General features: G+C 36.8%; 17 protein-coding genes and 1 other annotated feature. Of the genes, 8 read left to right on the top strand and 9 right to left on the bottom strand.

Annotation, left to right across the window (positions count from 1 at the left end; genetic code table 11):
* The first annotated feature begins 46 nt into the window (after window positions 1–46).
* Together hisJ and E2636_RS05740 are read left to right on the top strand one after the other, a co-directional pair.
* Window positions 47–844 (top strand): histidinol-phosphatase HisJ, encoded by a 798-nt coding sequence (gene hisJ, locus E2636_RS05745; RefSeq protein ID WP_134209348.1) that lies wholly within the window; start codon window positions 47–49, stop codon window positions 842–844.
* Between the two features lie 27 nt (window positions 845–871).
* Window positions 872–1,351 carry a GAF domain-containing protein gene (locus tag E2636_RS05740; protein ID WP_134209347.1) on the top strand — a complete coding sequence of 160 codons (480 nt, stop codon included), beginning with the start codon at window positions 872–874 and terminating at the stop codon, window positions 1,349–1,351.
* A 41-nt stretch (window positions 1,352–1,392) separates the two neighbouring features.
* Here the strand turns inward: E2636_RS05740 and megL are convergent, their stop codons facing one another.
* Window positions 1,393–2,607, bottom strand: coding sequence for a methionine gamma-lyase (gene megL / locus E2636_RS05735; protein WP_134209346.1), 1,215 nt, complete (start codon window positions 2,605–2,607; stop codon window positions 1,393–1,395).
* 346 nt (window positions 2,608–2,953) lie between these two features.
* On the opposite strand from megL, the gene rpsD reads away from it, so the two are divergent.
* Window positions 2,954–3,556 carry a 30S ribosomal protein S4 gene (rpsD, locus tag E2636_RS05730; RefSeq protein WP_017379942.1) on the top strand — a complete coding sequence of 201 codons (603 nt, stop codon included), beginning with the start codon at window positions 2,954–2,956 and terminating at the stop codon, window positions 3,554–3,556.
* A gap of 126 nt (window positions 3,557–3,682) precedes the next feature.
* Here the strand turns inward: rpsD and E2636_RS05725 are convergent, their stop codons facing one another.
* Window positions 3,683–4,453 (bottom strand): sugar phosphate isomerase/epimerase family protein, encoded by a 771-nt coding sequence (locus E2636_RS05725; protein ID WP_134209345.1) that lies wholly within the window; start codon window positions 4,451–4,453, stop codon window positions 3,683–3,685.
* A gap of 633 nt (window positions 4,454–5,086) precedes the next feature.
* Between E2636_RS05725 and E2636_RS05720 the strand changes: the two genes are divergently transcribed.
* A complete protein-coding gene (locus E2636_RS05720) occupies window positions 5,087–5,902 on the top strand; it encodes a cobalamin-binding protein (RefSeq protein WP_134209344.1) in 816 nt (271 codons plus the stop codon).
* 75 nt (window positions 5,903–5,977) lie between these two features.
* Here E2636_RS05720 and tyrS read toward each other — a convergent pair whose 3' ends face one another.
* Window positions 5,978–7,243, bottom strand: coding sequence for a tyrosine--tRNA ligase (gene tyrS / locus E2636_RS05715; RefSeq protein WP_134209343.1), 1,266 nt, complete (start codon window positions 7,241–7,243; stop codon window positions 5,978–5,980).
* A 51-nt stretch (window positions 7,244–7,294) separates the two neighbouring features.
* Window positions 7,295–7,495: a binding site (T-box leader), on the bottom strand.
* Window positions 7,496–7,667: 172 nt separating this feature from the next.
* Between tyrS and E2636_RS05710 the strand changes: the two genes are divergently transcribed.
* A complete protein-coding gene (locus tag E2636_RS05710; protein ID WP_134209342.1) occupies window positions 7,668–10,589 on the top strand; it encodes a transglycosylase domain-containing protein in 2,922 nt (973 codons plus the stop codon).
* A 133-nt stretch (window positions 10,590–10,722) separates the two neighbouring features.
* On the opposite strand, the gene acsA is transcribed toward E2636_RS05710, so the two are convergent.
* Complete coding sequence (gene acsA, locus E2636_RS05705; RefSeq protein WP_134209341.1) at window positions 10,723–12,441, bottom strand: acetate--CoA ligase; 1,719 nt, start codon at window positions 12,439–12,441, stop codon at window positions 10,723–10,725.
* A 173-nt stretch (window positions 12,442–12,614) separates the two neighbouring features.
* On the opposite strand from acsA, the gene E2636_RS05700 reads away from it, so the two are divergent.
* Genes E2636_RS05700 through E2636_RS05690 form a run of 3 tightly spaced genes read left to right on the top strand, consistent with a single transcriptional unit; the run spans window position 12,615 to window position 15,080 of the window.
* Window positions 12,615–13,247: a GNAT family N-acetyltransferase gene (locus tag E2636_RS05700; RefSeq protein ID WP_134209340.1), complete on the top strand. Its 633-nt coding sequence runs from the start codon at window positions 12,615–12,617 to the stop codon at window positions 13,245–13,247.
* A gap of 22 nt (window positions 13,248–13,269) precedes the next feature.
* On the top strand, window positions 13,270–13,917 hold the full coding sequence (locus tag E2636_RS05695) for an acetoin utilization AcuB family protein (RefSeq protein WP_134209339.1): 648 nt from the start codon (window positions 13,270–13,272) through the stop codon (window positions 13,915–13,917).
* A complete protein-coding gene (locus tag E2636_RS05690) occupies window positions 13,887–15,080 on the top strand; it encodes an acetoin utilization protein AcuC (RefSeq protein WP_134209338.1) in 1,194 nt (397 codons plus the stop codon). The genes E2636_RS05695 and E2636_RS05690 overlap by 31 nt, the downstream gene beginning before the upstream one ends.
* Window positions 15,081–15,112: 32 nt before the next feature.
* On the opposite strand, the gene ccpA is transcribed toward E2636_RS05690, so the two are convergent.
* The 5 genes from ccpA to murC form a co-directional block, all read right to left on the bottom strand.
* Window positions 15,113–16,111 (bottom strand): catabolite control protein A, encoded by a 999-nt coding sequence (gene ccpA / locus E2636_RS05685; RefSeq protein ID WP_134209337.1) that lies wholly within the window; start codon window positions 16,109–16,111, stop codon window positions 15,113–15,115.
* A 120-nt stretch (window positions 16,112–16,231) separates the two neighbouring features.
* Window positions 16,232–17,317, bottom strand: a complete 1,086-nt coding sequence (locus E2636_RS05680) for a bifunctional 3-deoxy-7-phosphoheptulonate synthase/chorismate mutase (RefSeq protein ID WP_134209336.1) — start codon at window positions 17,315–17,317, stop codon at window positions 16,232–16,234.
* Window positions 17,318–17,558: 241 nt separating this feature from the next.
* Window positions 17,559–18,164: a YtxH domain-containing protein gene (locus E2636_RS05675; protein WP_134209335.1), complete on the bottom strand. Its 606-nt coding sequence runs from the start codon at window positions 18,162–18,164 to the stop codon at window positions 17,559–17,561.
* 52 nt (window positions 18,165–18,216) lie between these two features.
* Window positions 18,217–18,669 (bottom strand): DUF948 domain-containing protein, encoded by a 453-nt coding sequence (locus E2636_RS05670; RefSeq protein WP_134209334.1) that lies wholly within the window; start codon window positions 18,667–18,669, stop codon window positions 18,217–18,219.
* Window positions 18,670–18,821: 152 nt separating this feature from the next.
* The gene (gene murC, locus E2636_RS05665; RefSeq protein WP_134209333.1) at window positions 18,822–20,117 is read right to left on the bottom strand and encodes a UDP-N-acetylmuramate--L-alanine ligase; all 1,296 of its coding nucleotides are present in this window, start codon (window positions 20,115–20,117) and stop codon (window positions 18,822–18,824) included.
* Window positions 20,118–20,127 lie beyond the last annotated feature (10 nt).

Below are 20,127 nucleotides of genomic sequence, written 5' to 3'. Positions count from 1 at the left end.
GGAATTATGTAAAATGTCTGATTTTCACTTTGGAGGTGTCCATTATATGAAACAAGATGCTCATATTCACAGTCCTTTTTGCCCCCATGGAACAAAAGATGCGTTTGAATTATACATAGAAAAAGCCATACAACATGGGTTTACAGATATTTCATTCACTGAACATGCTCCTGCACCTCATGGCTTTATTGATTCAGTTCCAACTCAAGATAGCTTTTTAAAATATAACCTTATTGAGCCTTATATTTTTGAATTACAACAATTAAAAAAACAGTATGCTCATGATATTTCAATAAAAATTGGGTTAGAAGTCGATTTTATTGAAGGATTTGAAAAAGAGACCACTCAATTGTTAAATGATATCGGTCCTTCTTTAGATGATTCGATATTATCGGTTCATTTCCTGCTTTTTGAAAAAAATTATACATGCATTGATTTCTCTTCTCAATCATTTATTAATTTTTGTGAGCAACTAGGCTCTTTTGAAAGCGTCTATACCCTTTATTACAAGACCGTTCAAAAATCTATATCAGCCGATCTTGGGAAATACAAACCTAAGAGAATAGGCCACCCAACACTAATTCACAAATTTCAACATGCACATGATGCACTAATAGATGACCACGAAATGATTAAAAACACATTAAAATTAATGAAAGATAGCTATTATGAACTCGATGTAAATAGTGCTGGATTAGCGAAAAAATACTGTTTGGAGCCCTATCCACCACAACGCTATATTTTAATAGCAAAAGAAATGGGTATCCCTCTTGTTTTTGGATCCGATGCACACAGAGCTGAAGACTTGCATCAATATTATGACAAAGTATATAATGACAGATAAGTTTTTACTAATTTAAGAGGTGACGTGATGTTTGCAAAGACAGCTTATGCTGGAGATAGACAACAACAATATGAAATGTTATCCAAACAATTGGACGCTTTATTAACGGGTGAACCAAATGTAATGGCTAACTTAAGCAACGCTTCAGCCTTGTTGAATCAGTTTTTCGATCGGATCAATTGGGTTGGTTTTTATATGATGGATGGTAATGAACTAGTGTTAGGTCCTTTCCAAGGGTTGCCAGCTTGCATCAGAATACCCGTAGGACGTGGCGTTTGCGGATCTACTGTGACAAAAAAAGAAACTATAATTGTCCCTGATGTCCACGCATTCCCTGGACATATTGCTTGTGACGCTGCTTCTCAATCAGAAATTGTCGTCCCTCTAATCAAAAATGGTGAAGTGTTCGGTGTGCTTGATATCGACAGCCCCGAAAAAAATCGTTTTCAAAAAGAAGATCAACAAGGTCTTGAACATTTTGTTTCTATCTTAATGAAACATATTTAAAAGGACGAGGTGTGTAACATTCACCTCGTCCTTTTTAAGTTTTACATAGAAGTTTTTGCAAAGTGCGTTTCTACTTTTATAAATGCTTGTTTTAAATCTGCCATTAAATCATCCACATGTTCAAGTCCTACCGAAAGACGAAGCAGGGAATGTGTAATTCCCATCTTTTCACGTTCTAATTCAGGAATGACAGAGTGTGTCATCGTTGCCGGATGTTGAATAAGTGTTTCCGCATCCCCTAAACTGACGGCAATTTTAATTAATTCCAGTTCATTCATAAAATATTGGGCAACTTCCTTACCGCCTTGTATATTAAATGAAACGAGTCCCCCTCCTGCTTTCATTTGTTTTTTAGCAATTTCATATTGCGGATGCGACGGATCAAAAGGATATGAAATCTCTTTTACGAGTGGTTCGGATTTTAAAAATGTCACAAGTTTTTCTGCATTTTCCGAATGACGATCCATGCGAACATGAAGTGTTTTCATACCTCTAATAAGTAACCAAGCATCGAATGGAGAAATAATGCCACCAAAGTCTTTTTGAACCGTCATGCGGAGATTTATCATATCTTCAACATCTTTACCTATTAACACCCCCGCAATTACATCACCGTGACCATTAATATATTTTGTTGCGCTGTGCAACACATAGTCAGCTCCAAAGTCAATTGGATTTTGGAGAAACGGAGAAGAAAAAGTATTATCTACAATTAATTTCAATCCATGCTTTTGAGCAATTTTACCAACAAGTTCTAAATCAACGATTTCCATTGTCGGATTAATTGGTGTTTCAACATATATACAGACAGTTTCCGGTCTAATTGAAGCTTCTATATCTTGCTCAGTCGCCATGGCGTTGAAACTATGCGATATGTTGTATTTTTCCTGCATAATTTCTAGTAAACCAAATGTACAACCGTAAATCCCTCTTGAACAAAGAATATGATCGCCTGTTTTAGTCACATGAATAAGTACTGCACTAACTGCGGCCATCCCCGAACCAAATGCTAACGCACTTTGGCCATTTTCAAGTTCTGCCATGCGCTCTTCTACTACTCGAACGGTTGGATTTCCCAACCGAGAATATATATTACCAGTTTCTTCTCCAGCAAAGCGTCTCTCTCCCTGTTCGGCCGATGAAAAGGCAAATGTAGATGTTTGGTATAACGGGATAGATAAACTATCGTGATGCTGTGATGAATCGTATCCTTTATGAACAACTGCAGTCTCTTTTTTTATGAATTTATTTCCCATATAAAAATCCCCTTTATATAAAATGTAAACGCTCTCATCCCATTCACTCCCATTTTACTCGATTTCTTGTGTTTTGAAAAGGTTCATCCATTGATGCTTAATTAAGTTGTCAAGTGTTCATCTTGACACTTGGTTACTATATCGATACAATAGAAGATGTGTAAAATAAAAGCAGCAGTTGTATGGTCTTATTTGTTTCATTTTATTCCTCCACTATTTTTGGATGGGGTATCGTGTAACCCTTGGGCTGCGAGGGCGAGGATACATGAAAATAAAATGGCTGTTTGATTGATACATCTGGTCTTATTTTACAACAAAATAAAACCACTAAAAGGAGGACATTCACATGTCTCGTTATACAGGTCCTGCATGGAAACTGTCTCGTCGCCTTGGTCTATCACTAAGCGGCACAGGAAAAGAATTAGAAAAACGTCCTTATGCTCCAGGACAACACGGTCCTAACCAACGTAAAAAAATATCGGAATACGGTTTACAATTACAAGAGAAGCAAAAGCTTCGTCACATGTATGGTGTAAATGAACGTCAATTCCGTACACTTTTCGATAAAGCTGCTAAAATGCCTGGTAAATCTGGTGAGAACTTCATGATTCTTCTTGATACTCGCCTTGACAACATCGTTTACCGTTTAGGTCTTTCACGCACTCGTCGTGGAGCTCGTCAATTAGTAAACCACGGTCACGTTATGGTCGATGGTAAACGCGTTGACATCCCTTCTTACCGTCTTAAAGCAGGTCAAGAGATTTCACTTCGTGAAAAATCTCAAAACCTTGATATCGTTAATGAGTCTATGGAAGTAAGCAACTTTGTTCCTGAATACTTATCTTTCGATGCAGAGAAAAAAGTTGGTACATTTGTACGTCTTCCTGAACGTGGCGAATTAGCTGCAGAAATCAATGAATCATTAATCGTTGAGTACTACTCACGTTAATAGCAGTACTTTGCATAACGTAGTATTAGAAACCCTAGAATCCTTGTTAAATCAAGGTTTTAGGGCTTTTTCTTTTTATATGATAATGCAAGATAAAGCATAGAAAAGCAGGTTATTGGGGCTAATCTATTTCTTCGTTAAATGGGGAAGTTTTGTTTTTAAATAATTTATGCTCATTTCAATGCTTTCAAATGGATTCCGGCGAGTAAAGTCTTGCTCAACGACCCACCACTGAACGCCAGCTTCTTCTCCGATATTCAATACTGCGTCAATATCAACTCCTCCTGTTCCAAGCTCCGCGAAAAATTGTTCCTCATCAGTCGTCATGTCCTTCAAGTGGATAATCGGTGTTCTATCTTTATATTTATTAATCCACTCAACTGGATTTTCTCCTGCCTTTTTCAGCCAATACACATCAAACTCTACTTTCACATTGTCAACGTTTGTATCTTCTAAAATAGATTCAAGTGCCATTCTGCCGTCTGAGAGCATCTCTAGTTCAAAATCATGGTGATGATAAAGTAGTGTAATGCCTTCAAGACGGCACTTTTCCCCTGCTTCATCCAATATTGAAATTAGGTGATGATAATGTTCTTCTGAACGACGGTCAGGCAATAAATAAGGGCAAACTACATAATTACTTCCTAACGTTTTCTGGTCTTCAATAACCCCGTGCAAGTTGTTTTCCAATTCTTCTAAAGGCACATGACTGGACGCTGCCTGAAGACCAAGTTCATTCAATAGCTTCTTTACTTCTTTCGCAGTCATTCCACCATATCCTGCAAATTCCACTCCATCGAAGCCAAGCCCTGCAATTTTTTTTAATGTACCGGAAAAATCTTTCTCGCTTTCCACTCGCAATGTATACATTTGTACAGCTACTGGAATTTTCTTCATCTCTTATTGCCTCATTTCGATTAGTATAAAAAACATCACTTATATGATTTTAACTTTCACCCATGCTCTTCGGTTTTTCAAGTAAGTACATCTGTGTTCAACTTAATGAGTTTTTTTCTAAAATAAAAAGTTCATAGTTTAATCAGTATTTACTGAAACAGAAACTGCTACTAGATTTCCACAAATTATTTATAAGTAGGGTTCGGTTTATTCAGTTTCTACCTCAATAACTATTATTTTGCGTTACCCTATCTGCCCCATCAATACAACTGATTACTTATCTGGAACTTCAAATTCTAGCTGTTCAATCACTATCATAGTGTATTACACAGAATTGTTGAATTCCCATAGTAATAACGGACTTTAATCTAGTATTTACCTATTTTTAAACTGAATGGAAACACTTCGTTTTATAATAAAGGTATTAGTCAGTAAAGGTATCGAGCTTACCATTTTGATATTTTAAGGTACTAATGCAACAACTTCCGTGCCCGTTGCATCCATTAATCGAAATTCTTGTCCCGCTCCAATATCTTTCACATTTAATTCAGTCGGTACATTACCGAGTGTCCCAGTTGGGGATCTTTTTTTGTCTATGATACACTAATGTAAAACATGATAAGGAGTTTTTCTATGAGACTCATTTCAATATGTCCAAGCAATACAGAATTACTTGCCTATTTAGGCTTGACTGATCATTTAGTTGGGCTCGATGACTTTTCAGATTGGCCCTTGTCTGTTCAACATTTGCCCAAGCTTGGCCCAGATTTGTCGATAGATATCGATGCACTAGAAGCATTAAATCCTGATTTAGTTCTTGCCTCACTTAGTGTTCCTGGAATGGAGAAAAATGTGAATGAATTAGTGGCGCGTGGCATTCCCCATCTAGTGTTAGATCCGCAAAGTTTGAATGATATTGCTGATGATTTATTGACCGTTGGAAAAGCTTGTGGCATAGGTGCTAAAGCTGAAGATATTGTGTCTATGTATAAATCATTTGTTTCTGAGATGAAAAAAAAAGCATCAACTGTGAAGAAAACTCCCCAACTTTACTGGGAGTGGTGGCCTAAACCGATATTTACACCTGGTCGAATTAATTGGTTAACAGAAGTCAGTGAAATTTCTGGCGGACTCAATGTCTTTAGAGACGTGGAACTTGCGAGTGTTCAAACTGATTGGGATGACGTATTACGACGCAATCCAGATTATATATTTTTAGCTTGGGTCGGTGTCAGAATTGCAAAAGTAAATACAAAAGTTGTTGAAAAACGTCCTGGATTCGATGGGTTAACAGAAGAACAAAAAAGCCATTTATATATAATGGAAGAAGAATTGTATTGTCGGCCATCTCCTCGTTTACTAGAAGGTGCTTTAAAACTCGCAAACATATTGCATCCAGATATTTATGGAGATTTAAAGTTGCCTCAATGGGTTACGACAAACGATTGAGAAATAAAAATTATATAACTAAAATCAAAAAAGCTGTTTTGACGACTTAATAGGTCGTCAAAACAGCTTTATTTATTATACGAACTTTACCATATGGTATTTCTTCTTACCACGACGAATTATAGCAAACGAATTGTCTAATCTGTCCTTTTCACTCACTATGTGATCGACTGTTGTTAATTTTTCACCATTAATAGAGATAGCCCCATTCGTTACATCTTCGCGTGCTTGACGTTTAGATGGTGAAACACCTGCTTCTACTAATAAGTCCACAATATTTTTATCTTCTTTCGCCATTTCAATAGAAGGAACATCCTTGAATACTTCTTTCATTTCATTTGCTGAAAGTCCTTTTAAAACTCCACTGAACAGAGCTTGAGTGATACGCAATGCATTGTCTAACGCTTCTTGACCATGAATCATACGTGTCATTTCTTCAGCCAGTGCTTTTTGAGCTTTACGTAAATGAGGCTCTTGCACAACTGTGCTTTCAAAAGCCTCAATTTCTTCACGTGTTAAGAAGGTAAAGATTTTCATGTATTTAATGACGTCTGCATCCGCAGCATTCATCCAAAATTGGTAGAACTCGTATGGTGTTGTCTTCTGTGCGTCTAACCATACTGCACCTGAAGCAGACTTGCCAAATTTTGTGCCATCGGCCTTTGTGACGAGAGGAATTGTCATACCGAATGCTTTTGACTCTTCGCTATGCGTTTTACGAATCATTTCTAGTCCAGTTGTAATATTCCCCCACTGGTCTGATCCTCCAACTTGAATACGACAATTATGAGAATCGTATAAATGATTATAATCTATTGCTTGAATCAACATGTATGAGAATTCAGTGAAAGATATCCCACCTTCTAAACGCGAGGCTACTGTATCTTTTGCTAACATGTAATTGACACCAATGTATTTCCCATAGTCACGTAAAAATTCAATAACATTCATTGAACCAATCCAGTCCCTATTATTAACCAATACTGCACCATTTTTAGAACTAAAATCAAAAATACGCTCCATTTGGACTTTAAGGCCTCTTACATTTCGGTCAATTTGTTCAGTTGTTTGCAGCTGACGCTCTTCACTACGTCCTGATGGGTCCCCAATCATTCCTGTTGCACCGCCAATTAACAAAATCGGTTGATGTCCATGTAATTGAAAACGGCGTAATGTTAACAAAGGCACTATATGTCCAATGTGCATACTATCTGCTGTAGGATCTACACCACAGTATAGAGAAATTGAGTCATTATTTAAAAGATCAACCATACCATCTTCATCTGTTAGCTGGTAGGCAAGTCCTCTCCACTTTAAATCTTCTATCAATACGTTTGTCATCTTCCATTCCTCCTAAAAATAAAAAAGTCCCTGCACGATTAATTAAAATCATGCAGGGACGCTAAATACAATTTGCGCGGTACCACCCAGCTTGAAGGAACTTGCCCTTCCGCTCTTTAGACACAGTATCGTTGTGTAAACGTTTAAGCTCCCAGCCTGTAATTCATGTATGCACACTGACCAGCTTGCACCACCCGCTGGCTCTCTTAACAGCTCTCGCATTCATTACTTCGGACTTTTCATCACTTAAATACTATATATTTTTTTATTTTACTCCTTAATTCCTTATTGTCAATAATATTAATTAATGGGACGGTAGTAAGTTGTCGAATTGAAATGTAGTAATGTGAGTAGTTAATAGATTATTCTACTGATTTAGACCATCTTTATGATATAATAGGACAATATTTAGGAGGTCGTTCGATTGATAGATCAAATAAAAAACATTATAAAACAAATTAGCGAAACATGGGATAAATGGTCAAGTGCAAGATGGATGAAAGGCATAAGTATAACGTCTGGCGTCATCTGGAATCTTGCATTGATTCTATTAATCGTAATAATTGTCGGCGGGGCATTTGCTGGATCTGTTGGGGCTGGTTACTTTGCTTCATTAGTCAATCAAGAACCTCTTCGAGAAGAAGCTGAAATGCGTGCATCCATATTAAATTATGAAGAGACATCTGAAGTGTATTTTGCAGACGATGTTTATTTAGGGAAAATAAGAACAGATTTACAACGTAAGAAAACAGAACTTAAAGATGTCTCCACATTTGTAATAAATGCAGTATATGCAACTGAAGATGAATACTTTAAAGTTCATGACGGAGTTGTTCCAAAAGCTATTCTCCGTGGTCTATTTCAAGATGTTACAAACTCTGCAAATCAAACTGGTGGATCTACACTTACTCAACAATTAATTAAAAACCAAATACTCACAAATGAAGTTTCTTATGAGCGTAAAGCAAAAGAAATTCTTCTAGCATTACGAATTGAAAAATTCATGAAAAAAGATGAAATTTTAGAGGCATATTTAAATATTATTCCTTACGGACGTAATTCTTCAGGTGATAATATTGCAGGAATTGCAACAGCAGCTGAAGGGATTTTTAATATTGCAGCAAAAGATTTAACGCTACCTCAAGCTGCATTTATCGCAGGTATCCCTCAAGCACCTTTCGCACACACACCTTTCACCTCAGGAGGGGAATTAAAAGACGAAGTGGCTTTGAAACCGGGCATTGATCGCATGTTAACAGTGCTCTATCGAATGAAGGAAACAGGCTACATTACTGAAGATGAATATAATGCTGCAGTTGCTTACGATATTAAGAAAGACTTTCGTGGACCAGAAAGTCTTCCCCAAGAACGTTATCCTTTTTTAACGTATGAACTTGAACGCGAAGCAAAGAAAGTGCTTTCTGAGATTCTTGCTACAAAAGATAATATTGACCCTAGCCGTTTAGAAAGTGAAGAAAAGTTACGTGGGAAATACGATATCCTCGCAGAACGTGCCATGCGAACAAACGGTTATCGAATTCATTCAACCATTGACCAAGTAATATATGATGAACATCAAAAAGTGAAAGATGAGTTTAATAACTATGGTACTACTTACAAAGAAGAAAGGTACGATGCCGAAACAAAAGAAAATATGTTGATTGATGCTCCAGTTCAAGTTGGAAGTATGATGATTGAAAATAGTACGGGTCGTATTTTAAGTTTTATAGGTGGACGAGATTATAGCATAGAAGAAACAAACCATGCTACACAAGGCTATCGACATAACGGTTCTACGATGAAGCCATTAGTAGGATATGGACCTGCAATTGAATATGGTGTAATTGGCGCGGGAAGCCCACTTGTCGATGTAATGTTTACATTGAATATTCCAGGACAGATTCCTTATAAACCTTCCAACTACAATTCAACACAAGAACTTGGTATCATGTCAGCACGTAAGGCACTTGCTGTTTCTCAAAACTTACCTGCACTAAGACTTTATGATTCAATTAAAGATCGGAAACCAACATCATTTTTACAGAAAATGAATTTTTCTAATGTAACAGAGTCGACTCATGCAAATGTATCAACTGTTCTTGGTGCAGTTGACGTTTCTGTACAAGAAAACACCAATGCTTATGCCACATTGGGTAACGGAGGACAATTTGTCGAAGCATATATGATTGAAAAAATTGAAGATGCAGACGGCAACATTATTTTCGAGCATCAATCAGAGGCAGTACCTGTTTATTCGCCTCAAACTTCTTATATCGTGACAGATATGTTACGTGATGTACTCAGTGAAGGGACTGGAATGAGAGCAAAAAGCGAGTTGAAGTTCAGTTCTGATTTTGCTGCTAAGACTGGTACTACAAATAAGAATTATGATGTGTGGTTTATGGGTTATAATCCTTCCATCACACTTGGCGTATGGCTAGGATATGATACACCACGAAATTTAGAAGATAATAGCGGAATGTATTCTCGACCAGGTGAACGCGTAAATATGTTATGGGCAAAATTGATGAACGCATCCTATGATGTGAATCCAAAATTAATTGATCCAAATGTCGAATTTAAAGCTCCTAAAGGGGTGGTTTCTCGTTCATTTTGTGCTATTTCAGGATTAGCGCCTACATCAGCATGTTCCAATGCAGGGTTAGTTACTTCCGACTTATTTAATGCCAATACCTTTGTACCAAGCAAAGCAGATGATAGCTTCGTCTCTTCTTCCTATGTATTAATAGGAGGCAACCGGTATCGTTCACTACCGTCAACTCCTAAAGAATTTGTTGTAAGTGGTGGCGTTGGTGTAAACAAGGACTTTATTGATCGAATGTTAGGAAGATTAGGTGGAGATGCAAGCAAACTCTTCCCGACAAACTCTAGTTTCGCTAGCCGTGTTATCTCTGAAGATACCTTTAATGCGGATGGAGCTGCACCAGCAGCCGTGTCCGCTTCATTATCAGGTAAAACACTATCTTGGTCGAACTCTCCTTCAAATGATGTTGTTGGATACCGGGTATTCCGTCGTTCAGGTGGAAGCAATGCCCTTCTTTCTTCCGTCAAAGAAGCGACCCAGAATTCGTACCAAGTAAGTGGTCCAGGTGAATACTTCGTCGTGGCTGTTGATATAACAGGTAAACAATCATCGGGTTCCAACACTGCGATGATTGAAGAACCTAAACCAGAGCCTGAACCTAAACCAGAGCCAAAGCCTGAACCTAAGCCAGAGCCAGAGCCAAAGCCTGAACCTAAGCCAGAGCCAAAACCTGAACCTAAGCCTGAACCTGTTCCTCCTGTAGAACCAGTTCCACCCCCTGGAGACAGTGAAGATGAATAAAACACATAATAAAAAAGGCAACCCAAGTTAAAGAAATTTAACTTGGGTTGCTTGTTATTTTAAAACTACTATCTTTCCATAATTTAGTCACAATAAAAGCTAACCCAATTGGGTTAGCTTTTATTGTTATCTATTAATCTTCCATTGTTGATAAATCACCTGTTGGTAAATCAAGTTCCCACGCTTTTAAGACGCGACGCATAATTTTCCCACTACGTGTTTTTGGAAGCTTGTCTTTAAATTCAATTTCTCGAGGAGCAGTATGTGCTGCTAATCCCTTTTTCACAAATTGTTGAATTTCAGCAATTAAATCATCTGATGGTTCGACGCCTTCAACTAGAACAACGAATGCTTTTATGATTTCTCCACGAATTGGATCTGGTTTCCCGATTACACCCGCTTCTATAATCATTGGATGTTCAAGTAATTTACTTTCTACCTCAAAAGGTCCTACACGTTCTCCAGATGTCATGATGACATCATCAATTCGTCCTTGGAACCAAAAATAACCATCTTCATCCATGTAAGCTGAATCCCCAGATACATACCATTTATCTTTCAAGAAATAAGATTGATACTTTTCAGGATTTTTCCAAATTTGACGCATCATTGATGGCCACCCTTTTTCAAGAGCTAAGTTCCCCATTTGATACGGTGGTAATTCTACACCATTATCATCAACAATTGCTGCTTTAACTCCCGGTATAGGTTTACCCATTGAACCAGGACGAATTGGTAAGCACGCAAAATTACAAATCATTTGTGCGCCTGTCTCCGTCATCCACCAAGTGTCATGAATGCGATGACGGAATACCTCTGCACCCCATCTAATAACCTCAGGGTTTAGTGGTTCTCCAACCGATAATACATGTCTAAGGGTAGACAAGTCATGGTCTTTTACCAATGCATCCCCCGCTCCCATTAACATACGGAAAGCCGTTGGCGCACTATACCAAACCGTCACTCCATAGTCTTCAATTGCTTGATACCAAGCAGCTGGTGAAAAGCGTCCACCTAAAACAACCATCGTTGTGCCCGTTAACCATGGTCCAAAAATACCGTAAGATGTGCCAGTGACCCAACCTGGATCAGCTGTACACCAGAAAATATCTTGCTCTTTTAAATCTAATACCCATTTAGCAGATTGATAATGTTGAACCATAGCTTCTTGTACATGTAAAACACCTTTAGGTTTACCCGTAGAGCCCGACGTATAATGAAGGACTAAACCATCTTCCTTATCAAGCCATTCAACTTTAAAATAAGGTGAAGCAGTATTTATATGTTTTAAAAAGTCAACTGTTTTTTTATCTTCTTCAACATGATCTCCGACTAAAAAAATCGTTTCCAAATGTGGTAATTTATCAACAGGTATACGTTTTAAAAGTTCTGGTGTAGTTACAAGCACTTTTGCTTCACTATCAGCTAAACGATCATAAACTGCACCTTCCATAAACGCCTCAAACAATGGTCCTACAATGACACCCATCTTAAGAGCTCCAAGTAATGAGAAATACAATTCAGGAGAACGTGGCATAAAAATAAATAAACGGTCTCCTTTCTCAAGATTGGTATGCGTTTTAAATAAATTTGCTGCTTTGTTTGTCCATTTTTTCATTTCATTAAACGTATAAGATTCTTTACGATTTGCATCTTTATAATAAAGAGCAATTTTGTTTTTTCTATCCGAATTTGCATGGCGATCTATGGCTTCATGTGCCATATTTAGGCGACCAGTCTCATGCCAGCTGAAAGCTTTTTCAGTGTCTTTCCAATCAAAGTTAGCTGCAGTTTCGTCGTAGTTTTGGAGTAAGTAATCTCCTTGAACGACCGGAAGTTCCTCAAGTTTCATTTCTACCACCCTCTCAATTACAATACAAATACTAGTTTACCTTAAATTGAGAGTATTTGGCGAATAATTTAACTTTTTCGAATATTATTACTTGGAAAGTTTTGAAAAAGGTCTTATTCTACATTTTTCATGTATAATAGAATTTATTGTAATTCTTTTCAGGTGGTGTACTAATGGAACATAAGAAAACATATAATGCCATGGAATTAAAAACGAAACATGGCCAGTTAATTATTGAAGGACCTATTTCAGCATCAGATATTGCTCGATATGATTTTCACGAACATTTGGTGGCATTTCGTCCACCAGCTCAACAACATAAAGCAGTAATTGGGATTGCTAAACTTCCCGAAGGACGCATATTAATTGCTCGTGACAATATGACAATCGTCGGCTATGTAACATTTTTATACCCAGATCCTCTTGAACGCTGGTCACAAGGGCAAATGAGTAATTTAATTGAGTTAGGTGCTATAGAAGTAATTCCTAAGTACCGTGGAACAGGGGTAGGAAAAAGCCTGCTTCGCGTCTCCATGATGGATGATAAAATGGAAGACTACATTACTATTACAACTGAATACTATTGGCACTGGGATTTAAAAGGGACTGGTCTAAATGTATGGGAATACCGCAAAATCATGGAAAAAATGATGACTGCAGGTGGTCTAGAATACTTTGCAACTGATGATCCTGAAATTAGCTCTCATCCAGCCAATTGTTTAATGGCAAAAATAGGATCGCGAATCGATAATGAATCCATTCAACGATTTGATCAACTACGCTTTATGAATCGTTTTATGTACTAAACAATGAAGGAGTTCTTGACTAATGATTGTGGAACAAATGATGAAAACAAATGTATTTACTCTTCAACCATCTCATTCAATTAAGGATGCAATCACCTTAATGCAAGAAAATAAAATTCGTCATCTACCAATCACCAATGAAATTGGCTCTGTAGTTGGAATTGTAACGGATAGGGATATTAAAGAAGCCATTCCTTCTTATTTAATGGAAGATCAAAATCAAGATATTTATGAAACTAAGATTAAAGAAATTATGACTAAAAATCCAATTATCGGTCATCCACTCGACTTTGTCGAAGAAATTGCAACAACTTTTTATGATCAACAAATTGGATGTTTGCCAATTGTTAGTGGTGGAAAATTAGTTGGCATCGTAACAGAGACTGACTTATTGTATAAATATATTGAGCTTACTGGTGCTCACCAACCTGGGTCTCAAATCGAAGTGCGTGTTCCTAATAGACCTGGGACATTATTTGAAGTATCCAAAGTTTTTCATGATCACAAATCAAATGTCTTAAGTGTTCTTGTTTATCCAGACTTAGTAAATAATGAAAATAAAATTTTAGTATTCAGAGTGAAAACAATGAATCCTTTAGGGATTATTGAAGATATTCGCAAAGAAGGTTTTGATGTGCTATGGCCAAACATACCGGGAATGACAAATTAAAAAAACATGCCGTTTACGTATATTCAGAGGAGCAACTAGGCTATAAATTTTCTGAGACCCATCCATTCAATCAGAAAAGGCTTATTTTGACCACTGATTTATTACGTAAAATGAATGCGCTTTCAGACCAAGATATTGTGATACCTCGTATTGCAACTGACGACGAGTTATTACTTGCTCACGACCCAAGATACGTTGATATAGTCAAAAAAGCCAGTAAAGGGCTTATGACGTCTTCACAAACTGAAAGCTTCGGCATAGGGACAGAAGATACTCCTATCTTTCCAAACATGCATGAAGCAAGCGCACGTCTTGTTGGTGGAACGTTAACTGCAGTTGATTATGTAATGGAGAATAAAGCTTTGCATGCTCTTAACCTTGGTGGTGGACTCCATCACGGCTTTCATGGGCGAGCATCAGGCTTTTGCATTTACAATGATAGTTCAGTAGCTATTAAATATATACAACAAAAATATAAGGCTCGAGTTCTCTATATAGATACGGATGCTCACCATGGTGACGGTGTACAGTGGAGTTTTTACGAAGATCCAGATGTTTGTACCATATCAATACACGAAACGGGTCGCTATTTGTTTCCTGGGACAGGCAATGTTACTGAAAGAGGTTCTGGTCTAGGCTATGGCACTTCATTTAATTTACCAATTGATGCATTTACAGAAGATGAGTCTTTTTTAGACCTATATATGACAGCTTTTCGTGAGATTGCTACGCATTTTAAACCGGATGTCATTATTACTCAAAATGGTGCCGATGCTCATTATCTCGATCCCCTCACGCATTTATATGGGACTATGAAACTCTATCAAGAAATCCCTAAACTTGCACATCAACTTGCACATGAATTTTGTGATGGGAAATGGATTGCGGTTGGTGGTGGTGGCTATGATATTTGGCGCGTGGTTCCTAGAGCTTGGTCGTTGTTGTGGATGGAAATGAATGATATGGAACTTCCACAAGGTAAACTTCCAAAAGAATGGCTAGATCAATGGCAGAAAGATTCACCTGTACAATTAATTCCTACTTGGATGGACCCAGAAAACTTATATGAGCCCATACCACGCAAGGAAGAGATTACGGAGAAAAATAAACAAGTTCTAGATAAAGCTCTTTATCACATACGACCTCATTACGAAAAGGAGTGAACTATGAAAAATCATAGTTCACTCCTTTTTATTTATTTCACAGAATTTCTTTCACAAATCCGATGTGGCAAAATTACAGTCTTTTCTTCAATTTTTTCTTTGTTCATATACTTAGTTAACAGTCGCATTGAAACTGCTCCAATATCATACAGCGGTAATACAACACTTGTTAATTCTGGACGCACCATACGTGCAAGTTTTGAATTTTCGAAACTAATCACTTCTACGTCATTTGGAACGTTTAAACCAGCATCTTGAACTCCATGAATTAACCCAATTGCAAGTTCATCATTACCAGCAAAATAAGCAGTAGGTGCATCATTAATGCTCTTCAGTTTGTTAAACGCTGTGTATCCAGCATCGTATGTCGCTTCGCTTTCCACTACTAAATCATTATCAAGTTCAATACCGGCTTGTGCCAAAGCTTTTTCATATCCAGTAAATTTAAATGCACGATTTATTGTAGATGACAATGAACCTGAAACATAAGCGATTCGTTTGTGGTTATTTTGAAGTAAGCGATTTACCGCTTCAAATGCTGCTTGATGATAATCAATATTAACAGAAGGCATATGACCGGTAGCATCAATTGTACCTGCTAAAACAATAGGTACAGGAGAACGTTCCATCATATTAAGTAAATCAATAGATACATGTTCGCTCATAAAGACAATTCCATCTACTTGCTTGCCAAACATTGTTTCAAGAAGCTGTAACTCTTTGTCCTCACGTTGATCGGAGTTCGATAAGATAATATTATAGCGATACATCGTCGCAATATCTTCAATCCCTCTAGCTAGTTCTGCATAAAATATATTGGACATATCTGGAATAATAACCCCAACAGTAGTCGTTTTCTTACTTGCTAGACCTCTTGCAACCTCGTTCGGACGATATTCTAACCGTTTTATTACATCCAATACTTTTTTCCTAGTCGCGGGTTTTACATTTGGATTGCCGTTGACCACACGAGATACGGTTGCCATTGATACATTGGCTTCACGTGCAACGTCATAAATTGTAATTGTCATATGTATTCACTCCCTGCTCGTTCACTATCTCTTACCATCATATAACAGTTTTATGACATTTTCCATTTTTACTTCAAACGAAAGAAAAATACCGGTTCAGTAATTGAACCGGCATGAAGATTATGCATGAATTTCATAAGATTTCATAAACTTTTGAAGTGAATCATAAAATTCATCAAATTGCTGTAAGTTCATTTGTTGTGCTGCATCCGATAATGCTACTGCTGGATCTGGATGAACTTCAGCCATAACACCATCAGCACCAATCGCAATTGCTGCTTTCGCTGCAGGAAGTAATAAATCGCGACGTCCTGTAGAATGCGTTACGTCAACAAATACAGGTAAATGTGTTTCTTGTTTTAATATTGGAACCGATGAAATATCAAGTGTGTTACGTGTCGCTTTCTCGTAAGTACGAATTCCACGTTCACATAAAATAATTTGGTCATTCCCTTGTGAAATAATGTACTCTGCAGCATGGATAAATTCATCAATAGTTGCAGCCATTCCACGTTTTAATAGTATGGGTTTATTTATTGAACCAGCTGCTTTTAACAACTCGAAGTTTTGCATGTTACGAGCACCGATTTGAACTACATCAATGTAATCTAACGCTTCCTCAAGATGATGAGGTGTGACGATTTCTGAGACAACAGCAAGGTTATATTCTTGTGCTACTCGTTTAAGAATTTTTAAGCCTTCAAGTCCTAGGCCTTGGAAATCATAAGGTGAAGTACGAGGTTTATATGCTCCTCCTCGAATCATTCTTAATCCTTTTTGTTGTATCGCTCCAGCTACTGCTGCAACTTGGTCATAAGATTCGACTGCACATGGTCCGAAAATGAAAGTTGGTTTGCCTTCTCCAATACGTTCTCCATTAACGACTACAATTGTATCTTCTGCTTTCTTTTTACGCGATACAAGTAGTGCTTTACGGTGATCGTTTTCTTGAAGTTCTAATGCTGTTTTAAATATCTCTTTAAAAATGTGATCTACTGTTGATTGAGGTAGTAAACCAGTATTATTTTCTTTGATTAAGTTCAACATATGACGTTCACGAAGAGGGTCATATCGGTTGACACCTTGCTTTTCTTTTACTTTTCCAATTTCTTGAACGACTGCTGCACGTTCATTGATTAAACGAAGAATTTCTAAGTTCAATTCATCTACATTTGAGCGTAAGTTATCTAATTCTTGATTGCTCATACTATGATCTCCTCTCCTACTCATATCTTATTTACGAAGAGGTAACGTAAAAAGTATGGCGCTTTATTTTTGATAATAGACTTATTATAGTACGCAAGTTTCATATTGTCACGCATTTTCTTTAACGCTTCAACGCGCTAAAGTAATTATAGTTCATTGTGTACTATTTATTGATGAAATAAAGACTCACATATTAATATGTGAGTCTTTTATTTTATTTTATTATATTATATGCTACTGCTTATTTTAGTGCTTTTGCAGTAACTGTTGAATTTTCATTAATTTCATTTACGACTTCTTCAACTGTGTTATTAACAGTTTCCATAAAATCAATTGGCTCTTCACCTTCGGAAGAAGTAGTGCCATCATCCATTAAGGTAGGCATTTTCGATTTGATAGATTTTACTTTTTCAACCAAAGGACCTGATTTTTCTTTTAACTGTGTTGATATTTGAGATGTTTTATCTTTAGCAACAGTTGATAAATCAACTGTTTTTTCTTTTAATTGATTTGAAAATTGTACAGTTTTTTCTTTAGCAGTTGAAGATAAATCGACTGTTTTTTCTTTTAAGTGACTTGCTTGTGTTGTGACATCCTCACGAAGTTCAGAACCTGATTTTGGTGCAAGGAATAAAGCAGTTGCTGCTCCAATGATACCTCCTACTAATGCGCCGATTAAGAAGTCTTTTGAATTCACTTCATCGCTCACATAAATCGGATCACGGTATTGGGGATCATTTGTATATTCTAGAGCTTGCGGAAGATATGCTTCCTCTTCATTTGATTTGTTTGTATAGAATTCACGATTATACTTAGCTTCGTTATAATTTGGTTTATATTGTGTCATTTTGTTTCCTCCTAATTTTTGGGTTTCGTTTCCATTATATGAATTCAGTAGGTTAGTCTTTAAAGTTCGAGTAACCAGAACGGCCTTCATCAATCGCTTTTCGTTCTTTCCATTTGTTACGGATTTCAAGAACAACGTTACTCCATTGTATTACTTGTGAAATTTTTTCTTCGTTTTTCTCAACTTCATTAGCAACTGAAGAAGTAATACGTCGAACTGAAGTGTTTAAGCCATTCACTGACTCCCCTACGTTTTTAACTGCATCAACAACACTGTTTAATTTTTCAGATTTAGATTGAATATCTGAAGCTAATTCATTTGTTTTATGCAATAGTTCCGTTGTTTCTCTTGTTACTCCTTGTAGTTGTCCCTCTAATCCAGACATTGTTCCTGATACTTCATTTAATGTTTTCTTTAATGAAGTTAATGTCATCGCAAGACTTACGCAGAGAACGAGAAAACCTATAGCTGCAACTAAGGCTGCTATGTATAGTACTATTTCCACTCAATCTCCTCCTTGAAATCACTTATACTTTCTATATTCCCTTACACAACTGCAAATAAACGTTCCAGTTACTAATATTCTACAAAAATATTTAAATTCCTGCTAAAAATAATAAAAACTCCAGTTAAATATTAACTAGAGTTTTTATTAACTTATATTATTTTTTCAAATGCAGCCTGGAATTTTTGAACATCCCCAGCCCCCATGAATAAATAAACAGCATTTTCATATTCAAGTAAAACATCAATTTCTTCTGTTTTTAGAATAACACAATTCTCAATTAAATCACATAAATCTTGGATAGTTAAATCTCCTGCGTTCTCACGTGCCGAGCCGAAAATATCACATAGATAGACAAAATCAGCAATTTCTAAGCTTTCAGCAAATTCATTTAAAAATGTTCGTGTACGTGAAAATGTATGTGGTTGAAAAATCGCAATAATATTACGCTCTGGATATTTTTGACGAGCTGATTGAAGCGTTGCTTTAATTTCAGTTGGATGATGGGCATAATCATCAATTAAAATCTTATCACCTTTAATTCTTTCAGTAAAACGGCGTTTAACACCACCAAATGATAGTAATTGTTGGTGAATAACATCAGCTGGAATACCCTCATAACTACTCAAAGAAATTACAGCCATTGCATTTAAAACGGCATGATCTCCGAATAAAGGTATCTCGAATGTATGATAAAATTCATTGCGTACAAACACATCAAAGGTAGAACCTAAAGTGTTTTTTACCACATTACGTGCCTCAAAGTCATTTTCTGAGCCAAACCCGTAAAAAACTACCGGAACATTCGCTTGAATTTTTTGAAGATGTACATCATCACCACAAGCGAAAATAGCTTTATTTACTTGTAATGCCATTGATTGAAATGCATCGACAACATCATCAATACCTTTAAAATAATCAGGATGATCAAAATCAATATTTGTCATAATCATATAGTCAGGATGGTAAGCTAAAAAGTGCCGACGGTATTCACATGCTTCAAATGCAAAGTACTCCGCTTGTGATTCACCGTGTCCTGTGCCATCTCCAATCAAGTATGAAGTTGGCGCAAAGCCACTTAAGATATGTGACATTAATCCAGTAGTCGATGTTTTACCGTGAGACCCTGTAATTCCTACTGATATAAACTGACCCATTAAATTACCTAAAAACTTGTGATAGCGAATAACATCAACACCTAATTCATTTGCACGAGTTAATTCTTCATGATCATCTCGATACGCATTACCAGCGATAACGGTCATACCCTTTTGAATATTATTTGCATCAAATGGCAAAATTGAGATTCCTAATTTACGTAAAGGGTCTTCTGTAAAGAAATGTTTATCTATGTCAGAGCCCTGTACTTGATTTCCTGAATCATGCAAGATCTGTGCAAGTGAGCTCATGCCTGATCCTTTTATTCCTGTAAAATGAAACACTGTCATTTGTTTAATC

The organism is Paenisporosarcina antarctica (genome assembly GCF_004367585.1).
In the GTDB taxonomy this organism is placed as follows: domain Bacteria; phylum Bacillota; class Bacilli; order Bacillales_A; family Planococcaceae; genus Paenisporosarcina; species Paenisporosarcina antarctica.
The sequence above is the reverse complement of the archived record's forward strand: the minus strand, read 5'-3'. Positions and strand labels throughout refer to the sequence as shown.

What these genes read in the sequence shown, in the direction of transcription:
- hisJ (WP_134209348.1), top strand. Translation starts at nt 47, where the DNA reads ATGAAACAAGATGCTCATATTCACAGTCCTTTTTGCCCCCATGGAACA.
- E2636_RS05720 (WP_134209344.1), top strand. Translation starts at nt 5,087, where the DNA reads ATGAGACTCATTTCAATATGTCCAAGCAATACAGAATTACTTGCCTAT.
- E2636_RS05695 (WP_134209339.1), top strand. Translation starts at nt 13,270, where the DNA reads ATGATTGTGGAACAAATGATGAAAACAAATGTATTTACTCTTCAACCA.
- megL (WP_134209346.1), bottom strand. Translation starts at nt 2,607, where the DNA reads ATGGGAAATAAATTCATAAAAAAAGAGACTGCAGTTGTTCATAAAGGA.
- E2636_RS05740 (WP_134209347.1), top strand. Translation starts at nt 872, where the DNA reads ATGTTTGCAAAGACAGCTTATGCTGGAGATAGACAACAACAATATGAA.
- E2636_RS05675 (WP_134209335.1), bottom strand. Translation starts at nt 18,164, where the DNA reads ATGACACAATATAAACCAAATTATAACGAAGCTAAGTATAATCGTGAA.
- acsA (WP_134209341.1), bottom strand. Translation starts at nt 12,441, where the DNA reads ATGAAACTTGAGGAACTTCCGGTCGTTCAAGGAGATTACTTACTCCAA.
- ccpA (WP_134209337.1), bottom strand. Translation starts at nt 16,111, where the DNA reads ATGACAATTACAATTTATGACGTTGCACGTGAAGCCAATGTATCAATG.
- rpsD (WP_017379942.1), top strand. Translation starts at nt 2,954, where the DNA reads ATGTCTCGTTATACAGGTCCTGCATGGAAACTGTCTCGTCGCCTTGGT.
- tyrS (WP_134209343.1), bottom strand. Translation starts at nt 7,243, where the DNA reads ATGACAAACGTATTGATAGAAGATTTAAAGTGGAGAGGACTTGCCTAC.
- E2636_RS05725 (WP_134209345.1), bottom strand. Translation starts at nt 4,453, where the DNA reads ATGAAGAAAATTCCAGTAGCTGTACAAATGTATACATTGCGAGTGGAA.
- murC (WP_134209333.1), bottom strand. Translation starts at nt 20,117, where the DNA reads ATGACAGTGTTTCATTTTACAGGAATAAAAGGATCAGGCATGAGCTCA.
- E2636_RS05700 (WP_134209340.1), top strand. Translation starts at nt 12,615, where the DNA reads ATGGAACATAAGAAAACATATAATGCCATGGAATTAAAAACGAAACAT.
- E2636_RS05680 (WP_134209336.1), bottom strand. Translation starts at nt 17,317, where the DNA reads ATGAGCAATCAAGAATTAGATAACTTACGCTCAAATGTAGATGAATTG.
- E2636_RS05690 (WP_134209338.1), top strand. Translation starts at nt 13,887, where the DNA reads ATGGCCAAACATACCGGGAATGACAAATTAAAAAAACATGCCGTTTAC.